This is a genomic window from Bradyrhizobium sp. BRP22 (assembly GCF_020194175.1).
Lineage (GTDB): Bacteria > Pseudomonadota > Alphaproteobacteria > Rhizobiales > Xanthobacteraceae > Bradyrhizobium.
In genome coordinates this window covers 1-276 of record NZ_JADYVX010000147.1, presented here as the reverse complement: position 1 = coordinate 276, position 276 = coordinate 1, and the positions used below count along the sequence as shown (strand labels likewise).

Genomic DNA, 276 nt, shown 5'->3' with positions numbered 1-276 from the left:
GGGCTTACGAGTTCTGGAAGCGCCAGCAGCAGACCCACTGGATGGGCGAGGAGGTACCGCTCGGCAGCGACCTGAAGGACTGGGTGTCGGACCGTGTCACGGCCAACGAGCGTGCGCTGCTTACCCAGATTTTCCGCTTTTTCACTCAATCCGACATCGAGGTCGGCGACAACTATCTCAAGCGCTACATCCCGATCTTCCAGCCGCTCACCGTCCAGATGATGATGGCCGCCTTCACCAACATGGAGACGGTCCACATCGACGCCTATGCCCTGC

General features: G+C 60.1%; 1 protein-coding gene. It reads left to right on the top strand.

What is annotated here, in order from left to right; genetic code table 11:
• A partial coding sequence (locus I6F35_RS39755; protein WP_225122984.1) for a ribonucleotide-diphosphate reductase subunit beta occupies positions 1–276 on the top strand: 276 nt, incomplete at both ends.